Raw genomic sequence first — 16,073 nt, 5'->3', positions numbered from 1 at the left:
TCGACCTGGGTCTGATCGGCGGCAGGGTGGTCGACATGCACCCCCGAGAGGACCCCTCCGTCGATCTGCTGCGCCTCGCAAGCCTGCAGGGCGGCGTGTTGTCCACCGAGCAGGTCGCGGGCCACGGCCTGGGTAAGGCGCCGGTCCAGCGACTTCTACGCCAAGGTCACTGGCAGCGGCTCGAACGGTCGATCTACCTGACCACGGCCCAGCCGGCGGACTGGACGGCTGAGGCCTGGGCGGGTGTGCTGCTCGGCGGCTCGGCGGCACGGCTCGGTGGCAGTGCCGCTGGCTTCCTGCACGGGCTGGTCAGTGACGAGCCTCGACCCATCACCGTCCTGGTGCCTGCCGATCAGGTCACCCGCAGCCGCTATCCGTGGCGCTTCAGGCGGGAGACTGCGGACGTGCGAGACCGCCGCACCCCGGGTTCGCCGCCGCGGACAACGGTCGAGGACACCGTTCTGGACCTCTGCGACGAAGGCAGTGTCGGTATGGCCATTGGCTGGGTGACCAAGGCCGTGCAGTCCCGGCGGACCACCGTGCCGCAGCTCCGCCGTGCGTTGCGACGCCGGCATCGGGTGCGTCACCGGGGGCTGCTCGAAGAGCTGCTGGGCGACGTCGCTGACGGCGTCGAGTCTCCGCTGGAGCTGCGCTACCTCCGCGACGTCGAGCGCGCCCACCGGTTGCCCAAGGGCGAGCGACAACTACACGGCCGGACCCCGTTCCGCCGCGACGTCGCCTATCCGCAGTACCGGCTGGTGGTCGAGCTTGACGGCCGCCTAGGCCACGAAGGAATGCACCGGTTCCGCGACATGTGGCGGGACAACGTGACCACGGTCGGCGGCGAGCGCACGCTGCGCTACGGCTCCTTTGACGTGAACGTCCACCCGTGCCTCGTCGCCCATCAGGTCGGCACGGTCCTGCAGCAGCAAGGCCGGGAAGACGCTCCGGCCCGCTGCCCTCGCTGTCCGATCAATGTGTAAACGAAGGGTGCGTACTCGGCCCCTTCGTTCACTGTTAGTAGCGCTCGGGCTTGGCCGACCGGGACATCAGGGTCGTGATCAGGCCCGCGGGGGTGAGCTCGCCGGCTACGACGGCGGCGACGCTCTCCACGATCGGCAGCTCGACGTCGTGGGCCGCGGCGAGGGCCTGGATCGAGGCGCAGGAGAGGACGCCCTCGGCGACCTGCCGGGTGGAGGCGGTGATCTCGGCGACGGACCGGCCGCGGCCGAGCTCCTCACCGAAGGTCCGGTTGCGCGACAGCGGCGAGGAGCAGGTGGCCACCAGGTCACCGAGGCCGGCCAGGCCCGAGAACGTGTACGGGTCGGCACCGAGCGCCTGACCCAGCCGGGTGATCTCGGCCAGGCCGCGGGTGATCACCGAGGCGGTCGCGTTGGCGCCGAGTCCCAGACCCACGGCCATCCCGACGGCCAGCGCGATCACGTTCTTGGTCGCCCCCCCCAGCTCGCAGCCGATCACGTCAGGGTTGGTGTAGGCCCGGAAGCGTGGCGTGTGGCAGGCCTGCTGGAGCGCGGTCGCGGTCGCCTCTGACGTGCTGGCCACCACGCTGGCCGAGGGCTGACGCTCGGCGATCTCCCGCGCCAGGTTGGGCCCGGTGACCACGGCGATCCGCTCGGCGGCGATGCCGCCGGCCTGGGACACCACCTCGCTCATCCGCAGGCCGGTGCCCAGCTCGATGCCCTTGGCCAGGCTGACCACGATCGCGTCGGCGGGGATCGGCCAGTGGCTCAGGTTGACGCGCAGCGACTGGGAGACCACGGCCAGCACCACGAACTCGGCTCCCTCCATCGCCTGCTCCGGGTCGCTGACCGCCGTCAGCGACTCCGGCAGCTCGATGCTCGGGAAGTAGTCGGGGTTGCGGTGCTCGGCGTTGATCGCGGCAGCCAGCTCGGGCCGGCGCGCCCACATCGTCACGTCGTTGCCCGCGTCGCTGAGCACCAGCGCGAACGCGGTCCCCCAGGAGCCTGCGCCCATCACCGCGACCCGGCTCACGGCGACACCTCGTGGGTCGGTCGCGGATCGAAGCGGACGGCCGGCGGCGATTCCGCGCGGAGCTCGGCCACCAGCGCGGTGATGGCGGCCATGATCCGCTCGGTGGCCTCAGCCAGGACGGCAGCGGTGACCGGCAGCGCCCGGAGGTCCTCCAGTGGCACCGGCTCGCCCGTCACCAGCCGGAAGGTCGCACGCGGCAGCAGCCGCGGGACGGTGAGCCGGTTGCCGTAGAGGATCTGCTGCGCGCCCCACTGACCGATGGGGACGACCGGCGCGCTCGTCTGCAGCGCCACCCGCGCCGCACCGGTGTGGCCCCGCATCGGCCACAGCAGCGGGTCCCCGCTGATGGTGCCTTCGGGGTAGATGACCACCGCCCGGCCCTGCTCGACCGCGACGACGGCGGCGGCGAGTGCGTCCTTGGCGGCGGCTGAGCGGCGCTGCACCGGGATCTGGCCGCAGGCGCGGATCACCGCGCCGACCACCGGGACACCGAACAGGGACGCCTTGGCGAGGAAGCGCGGCCAGCGGCCCGAGAAGGCGATGTACTGGCCGAGCGCGATGGGGTCGACGTTCGAGATGTGGTTGGCCACCAGGATCACGCCGCCGGTTTGTGGCAGCCGCTCCTGGTGCCGCCAGTCGAGCCGAGTGAGCGGCCGGGCTATCGCGTGCAACAGGCTCACGGTCCAGTAGATCGCTCGCTCCCCCGGCTCCCGGTTGGCCTGCGCAAGCGGCCTCAGCACGGTCGAGGACGCGTCGACCGACCTGCCCATGGCGTCCCTCGCTCCCCTGATCGTCCGACCCTCGGTCCTGCGCGGCCCTCACCCTAAGCGATCACGCCGGTCCGGGCCGTGACAGCATCGGATGATCATGGACGCGTCGGTGGGGGACGTCGCCGCCGTCGTCGCCCTGAAGACCGTGACGTACGCGAAGTCGCGGCTCGGCACGCTGCCCGACCCGCTGCGTCGCAGGCTGGCCTGGACGATGGCCGTCGACACCCTGGTCGCGCTCGGCGAGGCCGTGGCGACGGTGCTGGTGGTCAGCGACCAGCCCGCGCTCGCCAGCCGCCTCGCCCGCGCCGGTGCCCGGGTGCAGGTGGTCGGTGACGCGGGTGCGGTCGGCCTCAACGACGCGCTCCGCCGGGGTGCGCGGCTGATGAACGAGGCGGGCTACCCGACCGTGCTCGGCTGCGTCGGCGACCTGCCCGCGCTGCGCCCCGCCTCGGTCGCCACGGTCCTGGCCGCCGCCCCGGACGGCGGACGCGCGTTCCTGGCGGACGCCAGCGGCGTCGGCACCACGATGCTGATGGCCCGCGGGGTCCCGCTGGACCCGCACTTCTCAGGCCGCTCCGCTGCCGCGCACGCCACCTCCGGTGCGCTGGCGTTGAGCGACGACCGGCTGGGCCATCCCGTCCCGGACGCCCGCCGCGACGTCGACACCGAAGTTGATCTTGGTCCGGCTGTTGATCTTGGCGTGGGACGGGCGACGAGCGCGCTGATCGACCAGGAGACAGGCGTTCTGGGCGCGTACGCGGTGATCACCACGACCTCACACCAAGATGATCATGGTCGACCGTTGGCCGTGACCGCCGGCGGGCACCGGCTTCGGCTACCGTCGGACAGCCTCGACGGCCTACGCCCACTGCGGTCCGGTCAGCGGCTGCACGCCGTGCACGCCCGCGGCGTCGTCCTGTCCGCCTGGCTCTGAACCAGGCTACTTCTTCTTGCCCTTCTTGCCCGAGTCCTTCTTCTTGGCGTCCTTCTTCTTGACGTCCAGCTTGGCGGCGTCCTTCTTGCTCGCCGCCTTCTTGCTCGCCGCCTTCGCCACCCCCTTCACCTTCTCGGTCACCGGCGTCGGCTCGGAGTCCGGCTCCGCCGCAGGCGCGACCGGCTCAGCGACCGCCGCGGGGGCCGTGCGCCGCGGGATCGACACGGGCGCCAGCTCGGGGACGGGGCGAGCACCCGACACGTACGCCTTCAGCTCGGTCCCGGCGCGGAAGCGCGGCACGGCCGTGGCGGCCACGTCCAGCCGCTCACCGGTTCGCGGGTTGCGGACGGTCCGGGCCGGTCGATCGATCTTCTCGAAGACGCCGAACCCGGTGATGGCCACCCGGTCGCCGGCCGCGGTGGCCGAGCTGATGGTGTGCACGAACGCGTTCAGCGCCCGGGTGGCCTCGGCCCGACTGCCGTCGAAGTGAGAGGCGAGGGCCTCGATGAGCTCTGTCTTGTTCATGCCGGCTGCTCCGTTCGCTGGGTGAGCGGCTTGAAGGACGGCCGCGTCTGCTCGTAGGTGGTGATGGCCTCAGCCTGCCGCATGGTCAGTCCGATGTCGTCAAGGCCCTCCAGCAGCCGCCACCGGGTGTAGTCGTCGATCTCGAACGTCGTCGCAAAACCTTCGGCGGTGATCGTCCGCTCCCGCAGGTCGACGGTCAACGGGGTCGCCGGGTGGGCCTCGATGTAGTCCCACAGCTCTTCGATGATCTTCTGGTCGACGACGGCGACCAGCAACCCGGCCTTGCCCGAGTTGCCGCGGAAGATGTCGCCGAACCGGGCCCCGATCACCACCCGGAAGCCGTAGTTCTGCAGCGCCCAGACCGCGTGCTCGCGGGAGGAGCCGGTGCCGAAGTCCGGTCCGGGCACGATGATCGACGCCCCGGCGTACTGGGGCTGGTTCAGCACGAACGCCGGATCGTTGCGCCAGGCGGCGAACAGCCCGTCCTCGAAGCCGGTTTTGGTGACCCGCTTGAGGTAGACGGCGGGGATGATCTGGTCAGTGTCGACGTTGCTACGGCGCAGCGGCAGCGCGGTGCCGGTGTGGGTGGTGAACGCGTCCATCTCAGACCTCCTGCAGGTCGGCCGGAGCACTCAGGGTGCCGATCACGGCGGTCGCGGCGGCGACCGGCGGGGAGACGAGGTGGGTACGGCCGCCCTTGCCCTGACGGCCCTCGAAGTTGCGGTTCGAGGTGGACGCAGCCCGCTCGCCCGGCGCGAGCTGGTCGGGGTTCATCCCCAGGCACATCGAGCAGCCGGCAGCCCGCCACTCCGCACCGGCGTCCTTGAAGATGGTGTCCAGGCCCTCGTCCTCGGCCTGCAGCCGCACCCGGGCCGAGCCCGGCACCACGAGCATCCGGACGTGCTCGGCAACGTGGCGCCCCTCGATCACGGCGGCGGCGGCCCGCAGGTCCTCGATCCGGCCGTTGGTGCACGAGCCCAGGAAGACGGTGTCGACGGCGATCTTGCGCATCGGCTGGCCGGCCTCGAGACCCATGTACTCCAGCGCCTTGGTCGCTGCGGTGCGGTCCGCCTCTTCGGCGAAGGTCTCCGGGTCGGGCACGCTCGCCCCCAGCGGGACACCCTGGCCCGGGTTGGTGCCCCAGGTGACGAACGGACTCAGCTGGGTGGCGTCCAGGTCGACCTCGGCGTCGAAGACGGCGTCCGGGTCGGTGACGAGGGTCTTCCAGTCGGCGACGGCGGCGTCCCAGTCGGCGCCGACCGGAGCGTGTCGGCGGCCCTTCAGGTAGGCGAACGTCTTCTCGTCCGGCGCGATCATGCCGGCCTTGGCACCCCACTCGATGCTCATGTTGCAGATGGTCAGCCGGCCCTCCATCGACAGGTCCTCGATGGTCGAGCCGCGGTACTCCACGACGTAGCCCTGGCCGCCGCCGGTGCCGACCTTGGCGATCAGCGCGAGCACGACGTCCTTGGCGGTCACCCCGGGGGGCAGCTCGCCGTTGATGTTGACCGCCATCGTCTTGGGCTTGGCCTGGGTGAGGGTCTGGGTGGCGAGAACGTGCTCGACCTCGGAGGTGCCGATGCCGAAGGCCAGCGCTCCGAACGCCCCGTGGGTGGAGGTGTGGGAGTCGCCGCAGACGACGGTCATGCCGGGCTGGGTCAGGCCCAGCCACGGGCCGATGATGTGCACGACGCCCTGGTCGGCGGAGCCGAGGCTGTAGATCGGGACGCCGAACTCAGCCACGTTCTGCCGCAGCGTGTCGACCTGCGTCCGCGACACCGGGTCGGCGATCGGCTGGTCGATGTTCAGCGTCGGAGTGTTGTGGTCCTCGGTGGCCAACGTGAGGTCGGGCCGGCGCACCGGACGGCCGGCCTGGCGGAGACCGTCGAACGCCTGGGGGCTGGTGACCTCGTGCACGAGGTGGAGGTCGATGTAGAGCAGGTCCGGCTCGCCCTCGACAGACCGGACGACGTGGCTGTCCCAGACCTTCTCACTCAACGTCTTGCCCATGCGTTCTCCTTCGTCCTCTTCGCCGGCGCGCAGCACCGTCACCGCCTGCCGGAGCCGTCCGTGATGACTCCGACACTGTCCACCTTGACGCCCTCGTCGGACGACTTGAGTTTCAGCATCCGAGACGGCAGTATCAAGGCATGGACAACTCTAGCGGGGTCGGCGTGCTGGACAAAGCCGCCCTCGTGCTCGGCGCGCTGGAGACCGGCCCCACGACGCTGGCCGGTCTGGTGGCGGCGACCGGGCTCGCCCGACCCACCGCCCACCGGCTCGCGGTGGCGCTGGAGCACCACCGGCTCGTCAGCCGCGACCTGCAGGGACGCTTCATCCTCGGACCGCGGCTGGGCGAGCTCGCCTCGGCGGCCGGGGAGGACCGGCTGCTCGCGACCGCCGGGCCCGTCTTGGCGCGACTGCGCGACATCACGGGCGAGTCGGCCCAGATGTTCCGCCGCCAGGGCGACTTCCGGGTCTGCGTCGCCACCGCCGAACGGATGTCCGGGCTACGCGACAGCGTGCCGGTCGGCACCCAGCTGACCATGACCGCCGGCTCGGCCGCGCAGGTGCTGCTGGCCTGGGAGGAACCCGACCGGATGCAGCGCGGGCTGCGTGGCAGCCGCTACTCCGCCGTCGCGCTGGCGGCCGTCCGCCGTCGCGGCTGGGCCCATTCGGTCGGTGAGCGCGAGCCGGGCGTGGCCTCGGTGTCGGCGCCCGTCCGGTCGCCGTCGGGCAAGGTGATCGCCGCGGTCAGCGTCTCGGGTCCGATCGAACGCCTCTCCCGCCAGCCCGGCCGGCTGCACGCCCCCGCCGTGATCGCGGCCGCCGAACGGCTGAGCGAAGTCCTGCGCCGCAGCGGCGCCGAGTGACTCATCCGACGGCTGAGCCGTTAGGTTGACGCCATGACGGCCGACACCCGGGACGGAGCCCAGATGCACCGGGCGGCGCGGGTCGACCTCGCCATCCTCCGCTGGCGGGCGCGACGAGCCCGAGACGCCGGCCAACGCCCGTCCGTGATCCCCTACACCGGTTACGGCTCCACCTCCTGGGTCCGGCTGCTCGGTCGGGTGCTGCTCACCCACCCCGGCTCGCAGACCACCAGCGAACCGGCCGGCGCGCGCGGCTGGCGCAGCTTCACCAGCGTCCCCGTCGAGGACGCCGTGGTCGCCGTCCAGGTCGAGGGCACCGCGTACGAGGTCCGCGCCGACAACAGCGGCATCATCGACACCGTCCTATCAGTCGACCTGGATCCCGGCTGGCACGAGATCCGGCTCAGCTGCGAGGACTCGGACTGGGTGACCTCGGAGGTGTACGTCGTCGACCCGGCGACCCCGGTCGGTCTCGTCTCCGACGTCGACGACACCGTGATGGTCACCGCACTCCCCCGGCCGCTGCTCGCCGCCTGGCACACCTTCGTCGTGAACGAGCACGCGCGCGCCACCACGCCGGGCATGCCGGTGCTGTACGAGCGGCTGACCACCCACTATCCCGGCGCGCCCGTCATCTATCTCTCCACCGGCGCGTGGAACGTCGCGCCGACCCTGACCCGCTTCCTCTCGCGCAACCTCTATCCGGCGGGCGCCCTGCTGCTGACCGACTGGGGCCCGACGGCGGACCGGTGGTTCCGTAGCGGCCAGGAGCACAAGCGCCTCAACCTCAAGCGGCTGGCCGGGGAGTTCCCCGGGATCACGTGGCTGCTGATCGGCGACGACGGCCAGCACGACCCCACCATCTACGGCGAGTTCCTGAACGCCCACCCCGACCAGGTCGCCGCGGTCTGCATCCGCCAGCTCAGCCCGGGCGAGGCCGTCCTGGCCGGCGGCAGCTCGACGGTCCGGCCCGAGGGCGAGGCGTCCGACGTGCCCTGGCTGTACGCGGCCGACGGCGCCGGCCTGGCCGAGGAGCTCGACCGGGTCGGGCTGCTGCCTCATGGCCCCTCGCAGCCCGAGATCGACGTCCGCGACACCCCGTCCGGACGCCTCTGACTCTGACCCCGCTGCCGACCTGTCAGACACCAGGTGACCCAGAGGTCAACTCAGGTCTGACAAGTCGGCGGTGAGTCAGTGCATCCAACCCCGGATGGCCTCCGCGACGGCCCGGGTCGACAGCCCGTAGCGGTCGTGCAGAGTGGGCAGGGCGCCGGCCTTCAGGAACTCGTCCGGCAGGCCGATCCGCCGCAGCGGAGGCAGCGTGCCGCCGCCGGACTCGAAGACCAGGCTCGAGACGACGGCGTCGGCGAGCCCACCGACGATGGTGTGGTTCTCCAGCGTCACCACCAGCCGGCCACCGGACGCCGCTCGGGAGATGGCGGTGTGGTCGAGCGGCTTGATCGTCGGGACGTGGGTCACGCCGACGTCGAGCCCGTCGGCCGCGAGCACCTCCGCCGCGGCGAGGGCGCGCATCGTCATCAGCCCGGTGGAGATGAGGCTGACGTCCCGGCCGGTCCGCAGCTCGGCCGCGCGGCCGAGCTGGAAGCGGTAGTCGTACTCGTCCAGCACCCGCGGCACCTTGCCGCGCAGCAGCCGCAGGTACGTGGGGCCGGGATGCGCGGCGAGCTGGGGCACGGCCTGCTCGATGTCGACGGCGTCGCACGGGTCGACGATGGTCAGGTTGGGCATCCCGCGCAGGATGGCGAGGTCCTCGGTGGCCTGGTGGCTGGGTCCGTAGCCGGTTGTCAGCCCCGGCAGCGCGCCGACCACGTTCACGTTGAGGTTCGGCTCGGCGATGTCGAGACAGAGGAAGTCGTACGCTCGCCGGGTCGCGAAGACCGAGTAGGTCGAGGCAAAGGGCACCAGCCCGGTCTCGGCCATCCCGGCCGCGGCACCGAGCATCAACGCCTCGGCCATCCCCATCTGGAAGAATCGGTCTGGGTGCGCGGCGGCGAAGACGTGCATGTCGGTGTACTTGGCCAGGTCGGCCGAGAGCCCGACGACGCGGGCGTCCTGCTCGGCGACCGCGGCAAGGGCGTGGCCGAACGGAGCGGAGGTGGTGCGCTGACCGTCCTCGGCGATGCTGGCGATCATGGCCGAGGTCTTGGGCCGGGCGCTGCGGGTGGTCGTCATGTCAGTTCCTCTCCTGCGCGGCAGCGGAGCGCAGGGCCTCGCGGGCCAGCTCCCACTCGTGCTCGTCGATGCGGATGAAGTGCGACTTCTCGCGGGACTCCAGGAAGTCCACGCCGCGGGCGATCCGGGTGTCACAGATGACCACGGCCGGCCGGCCGTCCTCAGCCGGGACGGAGTCGAAGGCCTCGAGCAGGGCCGGGATGTCGTTGCCGTCGCAGCGCACGGTCCGCCAGCCGAACGCGGCCCACTTGTCCTGCACAGGCTCGGTCCGCAGCACGCCCCGGGTCGGCCCGTCGGCCTGCAGACCGTTCATGTCGACGACGCAGAGCAGCCGGCCGAGCCGGTGGTGCGCGGCGGCCATGGCCGCTTCCCAGGTCGACCCCTCGTCCAGCTCGCCGTCCGACATCAGGTTGATCACCCGGGCGTCGCGCCCCTGGTGGCGCAGCCCGAGGGCCATCCCGACCGCGACCCCGAGCCCGTGGCCCAGCGAGCCGCCGGAGATCTCCATCCCCGGCGTGTAGCTGCTCATCCCCGACATCGGCAGCCGCGAGTCGTCCGAGCCGTAGGTCTCCAGCTCCTCGACCGACAGCGTGCCCGCCTCGGCCAGCGCGGCGTAGAGCGCGATGGCGTAGTGGCCCATCGAGAGCAGCACCCGGTCGCGGTCGGGCCAGTCGGGGTCCTCAGGGCGCAGGCGGGCGACGTCGCGGTAGACCACGGCCAAGACGTCGGCGAGCCCGAGCCCCTGGCCGACGTAGCCCTGGCCCTGCACCTCCCCCATGTCGAGAACGTGGTGCCGGATGCGGTCGGCGGCCGCGGCGAGGGCCGTCGCCCGGTCGGTGCGGTGGAGGGTGGAGGTCATGGCGGATCCTTTCCGAGGAGGGATGGGTGCGGTCAGGCGATGTAGGAGCCGCCGTTGAGGTTCTGGGTGGTGCCGGTGATGTAGCCGGCGTCCTCGGAGGCGAGGAAGGCGAACAGCGCCGCGACGTCAGCCACCGTGGCCTGACGGCCCAGCGGTACCCCGGCCACGATCGAGGCCTCCAGCTCGGGGGTCGTGCCGTGCGCCCGGATGTCGGTGTCGACCGCGCCGGCGGCGATCGCGTTCACGGTGATGCCGGTCGGGCCGAGCTCGCGGGCCAACGAGCGGGTGAAGCCGATCACGGCGGCCTTCGCTGACGAGTAAGGCGTCTTGCCGAAGACGCCGCCCCCCTGCTGGGCCGACACCGAGGACATGTTGACGACCCGGCCGAAGCCGCCCTCGATCATCTCGGGCAGGAACGCCTTCGTGACCAGGTAGGTGCCGGTGGCGTTGACCGCGAAGACCCGGTTCCACAGCTCGAGGGTGGTGTCGAGGAACGGCACCGGTGAGGTGATGCCGGCGATGTTGAGGACGGCCCCGACCAGCGGCAGGCCGGCGGCGGCCACGTCCGCGCGGGCGGCCAGCACGGAGGCCTCGTCGGCGACGTCGACCTGGCCGCCGAGCGCGGGGACCCCGTGGCGCTCCCCCAGCTCGGCGGCGAGCTTCTCGGCGGCGGGGCCGTCGAGGTCCAGCCCGACGACGGCCCAGCCGTCGCGGGCGAAGCGGTGGGCGGTGGCGCGGCCGATGCCGCGCTCGGCTCCGACCCCGGTGATGATGACGGTGCGCTGGGTGGTCACGGGTGCTCCTGGTGGGTCGACGGGTACGGGAAGGTCAGGCGTGGGTGGCGGTCGCGACCGGTGCCGCCCGGTCGACGTCGAGCAGCCCGCCGAGGTAGGCCGCGGCTGCGGCGGCTGCGGCGGGACGGTCGTCATCAGCGACGTCGCGGGTCTCGAGCTCGAGGGTGAAGTGGCCCTCGTAGCCGGCGTCGGCCAGAGCCCGGACCGTGCCGGGGAAGTCGACGTCGCCGTTGCCGATGCTGTGGTGGATGTCGTCCGGCGTCGCGTCCCGGAGGTGGACGTGCCGGATCCGGTCAGCGAAGAGCTCGACGAACTCTTGCGGCCGGGAGCCGGAGGCGACGACGTGGCTGACGTCCAGCACGACCCCGACCGGCGCCCCGGCGAGCGCGTCGGTCAGCCGACGGGCCCGCTCCAGGGTGTGGCAGAGGCGGAGGACGTGCAGCGACTCCACCCAGAGCTCGAGGCCGTGGTCGGCGGCGCGCTCGGCGACCGTGGTCAGCTCAGACGCGACCAGACCGATGTCGGCGTCGAGGTCGGCCACCGGCTCGTGCTGCAGGGCGCCGTTGGGCAGCACCAGGGCGCGGGCGCCGACCGCGGCAGTCAGGGCGAGCAGCCGCTCGACGTGCTGGCGCCGCTCGGTCTGCCCCGACGGGTCCAGCGGCCGGTTCAGGTCGCCGACGTCCCCGTTGACCGAGCGGACAGCGAGTCCGGAGGCCCGGACGGCCGCGGCGACGTCGCGGACCGCGGCGGCGTCAAGGACGTACGGGACGTGGTCGCAGACCCCCGGCAGCGCGCCGAGGTCGATCTCGCCGAAGCCGAGCGCGCTGATGGTGTCGAGCGCCGCGGTCAGCGGCAGTCGACGAAAGGTGATGGTGGAGCAACCGAGCCGGTCACTGATGCTCATGAGCTGACAACCCTGTCTGCGTGGTTCTCGGGACGTCCCCGCACCCAGCATCGTGCCACCGGCAGTGTTGACAGTCAACAGTTACCCGAGCCCGTATGCTCCTACCATGACCAGGAGCGCCGGATGACCAGCGTCAACGACAGCGTCGCGTACGGGACGAGCCTGGGCGGCCTGGCCCGGACCAACCTCCGCGAGCAGGCGCTGCGGGCGATGCGGAACGCGGTCACGTCCGGTCAGATCGCGCCGGGCACCCACCTGGTCGAGACCGAGCTGTCCGCCGCCCTGTCGATCTCACGCGGCACCCTGCGCGAAGCCCTCCGTCAGCTGCAGCAGGAGGGCCTGGTCGAGGCCGCGGAACGGGGCCGGCTGCGGGTCCGGTCGCTCAGCCCGACCGAGATCACCGACCTGTTCGAGGTCCGCTCCGCGCTGGAGGGGCTGGCCGCAGCCAGCCTCGCCCGGATCCCCGACCGGGACGGGGTGGTCGCTGAGCTGCAGGCTGCGCTCGAAGCGCTGGCCGCAGCGACGGGGTCCATCAGCGACATGGTCGAGATCGACCTGGCCTTTCACCGCGCACTCTGCCGACTGACCGGCAACAGTGCACTGCTGCACAGCTGGGAGGGCATCGCCGGGTCGATCCGGATGTCGATCATGTTCGCCGGCACCGAGCGGGCGACCGCCAACATGTCGGTGCCGCGACACCAGGTGCTCGTGGACGCCATCGCCAGCGGCGATCCCGGCGCGGCGCGGGCGGCCGTCGAGGAGCACATGGCCGGAGCCGCGACCACCCTGGTGGCCGAGAAGGCCCTCGAGAACGGCCAGCCGGCCGCCTGACGCTGGCACCGAGAGTTCTTCGCTGGCACTGTTGACAGTTGACGGCTTCCCGAGCATCATCGTCTGCATTCACTGTTGACAGTCAACAAGGGCGGGTCGACAACCTAGCTTCGCAGAGGTGCGGAGGAACGGAGGGCTCGACGATGAGCGGTGCAGCACAGGCGGTCGAGGAGCGGCCGGCAGGTGGCTGGCAGACCCGGAAGGTGGCCGTCAGCTCCGGCGTCGGGGCCACGATCGAGGCGTACGACTTCATCGGCTACGGAACGGCAGCCGCGCTCTACTTCTCCACCTACTTCTTTCCGGCCTCCGACCCGCTGACCGGGACCCTGCTCTCCTTCGCCACGCTGGGGGTCGGCTTTGCCGTCCGGCCGTTGGGCGGCGTGGTCGGCGGCTACCTGGGCGACCGGGTCGGCCGCAAGCCCGTCCTGGTGGCGAGCCTGATCGTGATGGGGCTCGCGACCTTCTGCATCGGGCTGCTGCCGACCTACCAGACCGTCGGCATCTGGGCCGGCATCCTGCTCGTCTTCGTCCGGGTGGTGCAGGGCCTCGCGTACGGCGCCGAGTGGGGCGGCGCGATCCTGATGACCTACGAGCACGCGCCCCGACGGTCCAAGGGCAAGTACACCGGCATGGTGCAGGCCGGCTTCCCCGTCGGTCTGCTGCTGGCCAACCTCGTCTTCCTGTTCAGCGTGCACCTGCCCGGCACCTGGGCCTGGCGGCTGCCGTTCCTCGCCTCGGGCCTGCTGGTCATCGTCGGTGTGGTCATCCGGACCAAGGTGCCCGAGTCGCCCGTGTTCGAGGGCGTCCGGGACCGCGGCGAGATCGTCAAGAACCCGATCGCCGAGGTCATCCGGCAGGACTGGCGCAACATCCTGCGGGCCCTCGGACTGCGGATCGCCGAGACCGCCGGCTACGCCGTCGCCATCACGTTCATGCTGTCCTACCTGAAGTCGGAGAAGCTGGCCGACAAGACCCTGACCCTCACCGCGCTCTGCATCGCCTCGGCGATCGGCATCCTCGCCACCTACAACTGGGGCCGATTGACCGACCGGATCGGACGACGGCCGGTCTACCTGCTGGGCACGGGCATCATGGTGGTCTTCGCGTTCCCGATGTTCCTGCTGGTCAACACCGGTTCCGCGGTGCTGATCGTGATCGCGGTCGTCATCGCCTACGCGGTCTGCCAGAACTCCCTCGCCGGGGCACAGGGACCGTGGTTCCCCGAGCTGTTCGTCGCCAACACCCGGGCCTCAGGCGCCTCGCTGGCCTACCAGTTCGCCGCCGTGGTCTCGGGCTTCACCCCGTTCGTGGTGACGCTGCTCTACTCCGCGTACGGCTGGTCCGGGGCCGCCACCCTGTTCGGCATCTACGGAGCCATCGGCCTGGTCGCCGCACTGGTCACCCGGGAGACCTTCGGGCCCGCCGAGCGCAAGGCCGCCCAGCAGACCGACCAGCCCGTCCGGACTGCTGTCTCGCACTGATCCGCACCTGTCAGCGTCGGTGGTCGCTCGGGCGGCCACCGACGCTGACATGTCTGCGCTCCGGGCAGGCTCAGCGGTCGCCGGTGACGAGCACGTAGTGGAAGTCCTTGGTCCACGGCGTGGAGCGGGAGCAGGTACCGGCGAGGTCGCAGCTGACGATGCCCTCGGAGCCGTCGGCGGGGTTGCGAACGACCACGGTCAGGGTGTCGTCGTCGGCGAACCGGGACGTCGTGTCGTCCAGGTCCTCGTTGCTGCCGAGCTCATAGACCACGGTCTGCTCGGCGATGTCGAGCACGGCCAGGCCGCCGTCCCCGCGGGCGAGCACGTAACGTCGGTCGCTCGAGAGCCGCAGGAACGTCCAGCTACAGCTCTTCCAGCGCTCGCTCCCGGTGGTGCCGTCGACGATCACGTTGCAGGCCAGCGGGTTGCCCGCGGCCGAGTTGTCGTTGAGCACCACCTGGTCACTCCGCGGGTCGCTGGTGGTGATGTGCTGCCAGTCGCCGCTGATGGTCGTGGTCGTCGCGCCCGCGTCGAGCGAGCTGAGCCGGACGACCACCGGTCCGGTGTCCGGATCCCGTTCGTCGACCGCCCAGACCGTCGTCCGTGCGGGATGGGGGGTGGTGAGCTTGCCCGCGTAGGAGCCGTACGCGTCCTCGTTCCGCCACTGCCCGTCGCGCCCGTAGACCGACAGCACCTTGTTCTCGACCAGCACGCTGCCGTCTGGGCCGGGCACGCCGGCGACGGTGTTCAGGTCGTCCTGGCCGGGCACCGACCGGTACGGTCCGCCGTCGATCGCGTAGTCGCTGGTCCGGCCCACGAACAGGTGGTCGCCGCTGTGCACCCAGCTGACCGCGCCGTCGCCGCGGTCGGCCTGCCGCAGCGGGACCGTCGTGCCGTCCGCACGGTGCCAGACGTTGTCGGCCACGTAGTCGACCCGCGGCGCGGCGCCCAGCGGGAGAGCGTCGGGACGCGCGAGCTGACCGCCGGCGACGGTTGGCGGCGCGGCGGGGGCCACCGGCGTGACCCGGGCGCCGAAGAGTGCGGGCCCCTGGGCGCCGCCCACCGCGGCACCGACGATGACCGCCGTCGCCAGGGCGGCGCCGGCCAGGCGCCGGCGGCGACGGATCTGCCGGCCGCGGCGGGCGCTGGTCCGCTCGAGCCCGGGGATCGAGGCCGGCAGCGCACGGCCGTGCAGCCGCTGCGACAGGTCAGCCTCGAAGGGTGCGTCGTCCAGGATCGTGGGGTCAGGCACGAGCGGTTCCTTCCGTGGAGTCACTGAGGGCGGCCCGGAGCTTGGCCACGGCACGCGAGGTGTGGATCTTGACCGCGCCCGTCGAGCAGCCCATCGCCGCCGCGGTGTCAAGGACGCTGAGGTCGGCGTAGAAGCGGAGAGCGATCGCCGTCCGTTGCCTGGGCGGTAGGGCCTGCACCAGCGCCCAGGTCGCGTCGTCCGGATCGGCGGGCTGGCCGGCGCGCTCGGGGACGGCGTCGGTGGACTGCTCGAGCCGTTTCCACGCCCGCCGCCACAGGCTGGTGTGGTCGTTGACGATGATCCGACGCACGTACGCCGCGGGCGACTGCCCGGGCTGGCTGAGCCGGGACCACTTCAGGTACGCCTTGGCGAGCGCCACCTGGACCAGGTCCTCGGCCGCGTGCGTCTCGCCGCAGACCAGCTGGGCAAAGGCCAGCAGCGACCGCTGGTGCTCGCGCACCCAGGCGGAGAAGTCCTCGTCGAGCGACGCTCTGGGGCTTACGGGCCCGCCGGTGAGCAGGACCTCAGGTCCGGGGCGGTCGGTGGCCATGCTCCCCCTCTCGGCTTCAGCCTGCTCGGGGAGTCTCATACCCGTCCAACGCGATAAGCGGTGGGTTTGGTTGACAGGAGCGTGCCCGGCTTGG

The 16,073-nt window shown here is 71.7% G+C and carries 17 protein-coding genes; 6 read left to right on the top strand and 11 right to left on the bottom strand.

Annotation, left to right across the window (positions count from 1 at the left end):
• Positions 1 to 35: 35 nt before the first annotated feature.
• Entirely contained in the window at positions 36 to 983 is a 948-nt protein-coding gene (locus ACFE76_RS11750; protein WP_375431942.1) for a type IV toxin-antitoxin system AbiEi family antitoxin domain-containing protein, read from the top strand.
• Positions 984 to 1,017: 34 nt separating this feature from the next.
• Here ACFE76_RS11750 and ACFE76_RS11745 read toward each other — a convergent pair whose 3' ends face one another.
• Both ACFE76_RS11745 and ACFE76_RS11740 read right to left on the bottom strand, forming a co-directional pair.
• Entirely contained in the window at positions 1,018 to 2,013 is a 996-nt protein-coding gene (locus ACFE76_RS11745) for an NAD(P)H-dependent glycerol-3-phosphate dehydrogenase (protein WP_375431941.1), read from the bottom strand.
• Positions 2,010 to 2,783 carry a lysophospholipid acyltransferase family protein gene (locus ACFE76_RS11740; protein ID WP_375431940.1) on the bottom strand — a complete coding sequence of 258 codons (774 nt, stop codon included), beginning with the start codon at positions 2,781 to 2,783 and terminating at the stop codon, positions 2,010 to 2,012. The genes ACFE76_RS11745 and ACFE76_RS11740 overlap by 4 nt, the downstream gene beginning before the upstream one ends.
• 97 nt (positions 2,784 to 2,880) lie before the next feature.
• On the opposite strand from ACFE76_RS11740, the gene cofC reads away from it, so the two are divergent.
• Positions 2,881 to 3,717, top strand: coding sequence for a 2-phospho-L-lactate guanylyltransferase (gene cofC / locus ACFE76_RS11735; RefSeq protein WP_375431939.1), 837 nt, complete (start codon positions 2,881 to 2,883; stop codon positions 3,715 to 3,717).
• Between the two features lie 6 nt (positions 3,718 to 3,723).
• Here the strand turns inward: cofC and ACFE76_RS11730 are convergent, their stop codons facing one another.
• From ACFE76_RS11730 to leuC, 3 genes are read right to left on the bottom strand one after another with little or no spacing between them, the layout of a single operon-like run.
• Positions 3,724 to 4,242, bottom strand: a complete 519-nt coding sequence (locus ACFE76_RS11730) for an HU family DNA-binding protein (protein WP_375431938.1) — start codon at positions 4,240 to 4,242, stop codon at positions 3,724 to 3,726.
• Complete coding sequence (leuD, locus tag ACFE76_RS11725) at positions 4,239 to 4,844, bottom strand: 3-isopropylmalate dehydratase small subunit (protein WP_375431937.1); 606 nt, start codon at positions 4,842 to 4,844, stop codon at positions 4,239 to 4,241. Before leuD ends, ACFE76_RS11730 begins: the two co-directional genes overlap by 4 nt.
• A gap of 1 nt (position 4,845) precedes the next feature.
• A complete protein-coding gene (leuC, locus tag ACFE76_RS11720) occupies positions 4,846 to 6,252 on the bottom strand; it encodes a 3-isopropylmalate dehydratase large subunit (protein ID WP_375431936.1) in 1,407 nt (468 codons plus the stop codon).
• 140 nt (positions 6,253 to 6,392) lie between these two features.
• Here leuC and ACFE76_RS11715 point away from each other — a divergent pair, with 140 nt between their 5' ends.
• Positions 6,393 to 7,115, top strand: a complete 723-nt coding sequence (locus ACFE76_RS11715) for an IclR family transcriptional regulator (protein ID WP_375431935.1) — start codon at positions 6,393 to 6,395, stop codon at positions 7,113 to 7,115.
• Positions 7,116 to 7,148: 33 nt separating this feature from the next.
• Positions 7,149 to 8,231: an App1 family protein gene (locus tag ACFE76_RS11710; protein ID WP_375431934.1), complete on the top strand. Its 1,083-nt coding sequence runs from the start codon at positions 7,149 to 7,151 to the stop codon at positions 8,229 to 8,231.
• A 75-nt stretch (positions 8,232 to 8,306) separates the two neighbouring features.
• Here ACFE76_RS11710 and ACFE76_RS11705 read toward each other — a convergent pair whose 3' ends face one another.
• Genes ACFE76_RS11705 through ACFE76_RS11690 form a run of 4 tightly spaced genes read right to left on the bottom strand, consistent with a single transcriptional unit; the run spans position 8,307 to position 11,865 of the window.
• Entirely contained in the window at positions 8,307 to 9,308 is a 1,002-nt protein-coding gene (locus ACFE76_RS11705) for a transketolase family protein (protein ID WP_375431933.1), read from the bottom strand.
• Between the two features lies 1 nt (position 9,309).
• Positions 9,310 to 10,167: a transketolase gene (locus tag ACFE76_RS11700; protein ID WP_375431932.1), complete on the bottom strand. Its 858-nt coding sequence runs from the start codon at positions 10,165 to 10,167 to the stop codon at positions 9,310 to 9,312.
• A gap of 32 nt (positions 10,168 to 10,199) precedes the next feature.
• Positions 10,200 to 10,961, bottom strand: a complete 762-nt coding sequence (locus ACFE76_RS11695; RefSeq protein WP_375431931.1) for an SDR family NAD(P)-dependent oxidoreductase — start codon at positions 10,959 to 10,961, stop codon at positions 10,200 to 10,202.
• Between the two features lie 34 nt (positions 10,962 to 10,995).
• Positions 10,996 to 11,865: a sugar phosphate isomerase/epimerase family protein gene (locus ACFE76_RS11690; RefSeq protein ID WP_375431930.1), complete on the bottom strand. Its 870-nt coding sequence runs from the start codon at positions 11,863 to 11,865 to the stop codon at positions 10,996 to 10,998.
• Between the two features lie 123 nt (positions 11,866 to 11,988).
• On the opposite strand from ACFE76_RS11690, the gene ACFE76_RS11685 reads away from it, so the two are divergent.
• Positions 11,989 to 12,696 carry a GntR family transcriptional regulator gene (locus tag ACFE76_RS11685; RefSeq protein WP_375431929.1) on the top strand — a complete coding sequence of 236 codons (708 nt, stop codon included), beginning with the start codon at positions 11,989 to 11,991 and terminating at the stop codon, positions 12,694 to 12,696.
• A 143-nt stretch (positions 12,697 to 12,839) separates the two neighbouring features.
• Positions 12,840 to 14,177 (top strand): MFS transporter, encoded by a 1,338-nt coding sequence (locus ACFE76_RS11680; protein ID WP_375431928.1) that lies wholly within the window; start codon positions 12,840 to 12,842, stop codon positions 14,175 to 14,177.
• Between the two features lie 70 nt (positions 14,178 to 14,247).
• Here the strand turns inward: ACFE76_RS11680 and ACFE76_RS11675 are convergent, their stop codons facing one another.
• Both ACFE76_RS11675 and ACFE76_RS11670 read right to left on the bottom strand, forming a co-directional pair.
• Positions 14,248 to 15,429: a hypothetical protein gene (locus ACFE76_RS11675; protein ID WP_375431927.1), complete on the bottom strand. Its 1,182-nt coding sequence runs from the start codon at positions 15,427 to 15,429 to the stop codon at positions 14,248 to 14,250.
• Positions 15,422 to 15,979 (bottom strand): SigE family RNA polymerase sigma factor, encoded by a 558-nt coding sequence (locus tag ACFE76_RS11670; RefSeq protein ID WP_375431926.1) that lies wholly within the window; start codon positions 15,977 to 15,979, stop codon positions 15,422 to 15,424. Before ACFE76_RS11670 ends, ACFE76_RS11675 begins: the two co-directional genes overlap by 8 nt.
• Positions 15,980 to 16,073: the final 94 nt, after the last annotated feature.

It is taken from the genome of uncultured Friedmanniella sp., from assembly GCF_964244005.1.
Classification (GTDB): domain Bacteria; phylum Actinomycetota; class Actinomycetes; order Propionibacteriales; family Propionibacteriaceae; genus Microlunatus.
Note: the sequence above shows the minus strand (reverse complement) of the source record. Positions and strands in the feature narration are given on the sequence as shown.

Excerpts from the sequence above, each read along its gene's own strand:
- ACFE76_RS11685 (WP_375431929.1), top strand. The coding sequence starts at position 11,989 with ATGACCAGCGTCAACGACAGCGTCGCGTACGGGACGAGCCTGGGCGGC.
- ACFE76_RS11730 (WP_375431938.1), bottom strand. The coding sequence starts at position 4,242 with ATGAACAAGACAGAGCTCATCGAGGCCCTCGCCTCTCACTTCGACGGC.
- ACFE76_RS11690 (WP_375431930.1), bottom strand. The coding sequence starts at position 11,865 with ATGAGCATCAGTGACCGGCTCGGTTGCTCCACCATCACCTTTCGTCGA.
- ACFE76_RS11700 (WP_375431932.1), bottom strand. The coding sequence starts at position 10,167 with ATGACCTCCACCCTCCACCGCACCGACCGGGCGACGGCCCTCGCCGCG.
- ACFE76_RS11680 (WP_375431928.1), top strand. The coding sequence starts at position 12,840 with ATGAGCGGTGCAGCACAGGCGGTCGAGGAGCGGCCGGCAGGTGGCTGG.
- ACFE76_RS11740 (WP_375431940.1), bottom strand. The coding sequence starts at position 2,783 with ATGGGCAGGTCGGTCGACGCGTCCTCGACCGTGCTGAGGCCGCTTGCG.
- leuC (WP_375431936.1), bottom strand. The coding sequence starts at position 6,252 with ATGGGCAAGACGTTGAGTGAGAAGGTCTGGGACAGCCACGTCGTCCGG.
- leuD (WP_375431937.1), bottom strand. The coding sequence starts at position 4,844 with ATGGACGCGTTCACCACCCACACCGGCACCGCGCTGCCGCTGCGCCGT.
- ACFE76_RS11710 (WP_375431934.1), top strand. The coding sequence starts at position 7,149 with ATGACGGCCGACACCCGGGACGGAGCCCAGATGCACCGGGCGGCGCGG.
- ACFE76_RS11670 (WP_375431926.1), bottom strand. The coding sequence starts at position 15,979 with ATGGCCACCGACCGCCCCGGACCTGAGGTCCTGCTCACCGGCGGGCCC.
- cofC (WP_375431939.1), top strand. The coding sequence starts at position 2,881 with ATGGACGCGTCGGTGGGGGACGTCGCCGCCGTCGTCGCCCTGAAGACC.
- ACFE76_RS11705 (WP_375431933.1), bottom strand. The coding sequence starts at position 9,308 with ATGACGACCACCCGCAGCGCCCGGCCCAAGACCTCGGCCATGATCGCC.
- ACFE76_RS11750 (WP_375431942.1), top strand. The coding sequence starts at position 36 with ATGCACCCCCGAGAGGACCCCTCCGTCGATCTGCTGCGCCTCGCAAGC.
- ACFE76_RS11715 (WP_375431935.1), top strand. The coding sequence starts at position 6,393 with ATGGACAACTCTAGCGGGGTCGGCGTGCTGGACAAAGCCGCCCTCGTG.